Origin of the sequence: Henriciella sp., from assembly GCF_049649345.1 — a bacterium.
Taxonomy (GTDB): domain Bacteria; phylum Pseudomonadota; class Alphaproteobacteria; order Caulobacterales; family Hyphomonadaceae; genus Henriciella.
Genome location: NZ_JBARZC010000121.1, coordinates 1 through 1,690 on the forward strand (window position 1 = coordinate 1; position 1,690 = coordinate 1,690).

Here is a 1,690-nt window from a genome sequence, read left to right on the forward strand (position 1 = left end):
CAGGAGTGCTCCTGCTCGGCCGCGAGACGAAGCCATCGCACAGCCTCGGCATCGTCCCGAGTGACGCCTTCAGCGTTTTGGTACATAACGCCGAGATTGTATTGGGCCTCGGCGTCACCCTGCTCTGCGGCTAAACCAAACCATCGCCTAGCACTACTTTGGCAGTTTGGGTTCGACGGCGGGTGCGAGGGGCTGCGCACAATGCGGACACCGCAGCGGTGGAGGCCGGGCGAAGCGGTCGAGGATGGCTTGCCTGACGGCAGGCATGCTCGGTTTCGGAGGTGGTCCCCCGCGCCTTTTTTTTCCGTCCCGCTGCTTTGAGGCGGCGGGATTGAAGGAAGGCGTATGCGATCATCGTCATCAGGGCGTGTCGATGGAGGCCTTTCCAAGATCGGCCTTCGAAGTGGTCGAGCCCGAGTTCTTCCTTCAGCTGCTGGTGCGCCTGCTCGCAGATCCACCTGGCCTTGATGGTGGCGGCAAGCACCTTGAGGCTGGTCCCGGGCGGCAGATTGGAGACGTAGTACTTCTGCTCGCCTGTGGATCGCCTCTCGCCGACAAGCCAGACCTCCTCGCCAGGCATCGCCTGGACGCGGTTTCCATGCATGCGATGACGATGGCCCTCGGCGATGCGGACACGGCAGGCTGCAAATTGGCAGGCCAGCCGACCTTTGGTTCCCCGCCGCCAGCTCACCTTTCGCCATGGCTTGCTCGCGAGCATCTGTTCTGCCGAGACCGGCGGCTGGTCGGTGATGGGGTATTTGCGCCGCCTGCCAGTTTTTGCGATCGGGAAGATCTCTGTGGCGTCGGCCCGATAGACGTTCTGACGGCGAGACAGGCCCACGGCCCACAACAGGCCGCGTTGGCTGAGCGCCTGGCGAAAAGACCCACTGGAGCCGTAACCGGAATCAGCCAGCACACAGCCGAAACGAGCGCCTGAGGCGATCACCCGGTCGATCTCCTCCATGGCGATCTCCGGCTTTGTCAGAGCTGCCTGTCGATCTTTGGGAACACCAGCCTTTGCCATGCGCGCGGGATCGACGATCCAGTCCTTCGGCAAGAACAGTCGCAAGCCAACCATCACCGGCACTTCGCGCGAGGCCAGCGTCACCGAGACCAACGACTGACAATTGGAGGTCTTGCCGAGCGAGGAGGCATACTGGGGCGCCACTCCGACGGAATGACTGCCCTTCTTCGGCAGCGCCGTGTCGTCGATGACAAGGAAGCCGTCCTTGTCGCCCACAAGACGATCAGCTTCCTTCAAGAGGGTCGCCTCCAGCGGGGCGCTGTCCCACATACCCGCACAGATGAAATGATGAAGCTGATCGTAGCTGGCCTCACCGGCGCGCGCCGCCATCGGCTGCACGCTCTTGCGGTCGCCCGGGCCGATCAGCCCCGCCACATACAGCGGACACATCCGCTTGCGCCGCCGGTCGCCCAATGCCTCCACAAACGGCGTCAGCCACGTCTCCAGCTCATCCCTCCACGACGACGACATCGGCTTCACTACGAACACTCCAGCCTTTACAGGCCAGAGAATCATCCGACACCTATAACTAAATCATTAATCTGCCAAAGTAGTGCTAGTCACCTGAATCTAAAGTTCGCCGCACAACGTGTCGTCGACGCGGTGGCAAAAGCGTTTGACGGCGGCGAGGATCTCGTCGGCCGATTTGGTCCAGCGGTACGGCTT

At 62.2% G+C, this 1,690-nt stretch carries 2 protein-coding genes; both read right to left on the reverse strand.

The features are described from left to right. The coding region (locus WA989_RS02985) for a tetratricopeptide repeat protein (protein WP_424339039.1) at positions 1–200 on the reverse strand (200 nt) is incomplete at its 3' end. Continuing rightward, positions 131–1,495, reverse strand: a complete 1,365-nt coding sequence (locus WA989_RS02990) for an IS701 family transposase (protein WP_424339040.1) — start codon at positions 1,493–1,495, stop codon at positions 131–133. The genes WA989_RS02985 and WA989_RS02990, both read right to left, overlap by 70 nt. Between the last annotated feature and the right edge of the window lie 195 nt (positions 1,496–1,690).

Excerpts from the sequence above, each read along its gene's own strand:
- WA989_RS02990 (WP_424339040.1), bottom strand. The coding sequence starts at position 1,495 with ATGTCGTCGTCGTGGAGGGATGAGCTGGAGACGTGGCTGACGCCGTTT.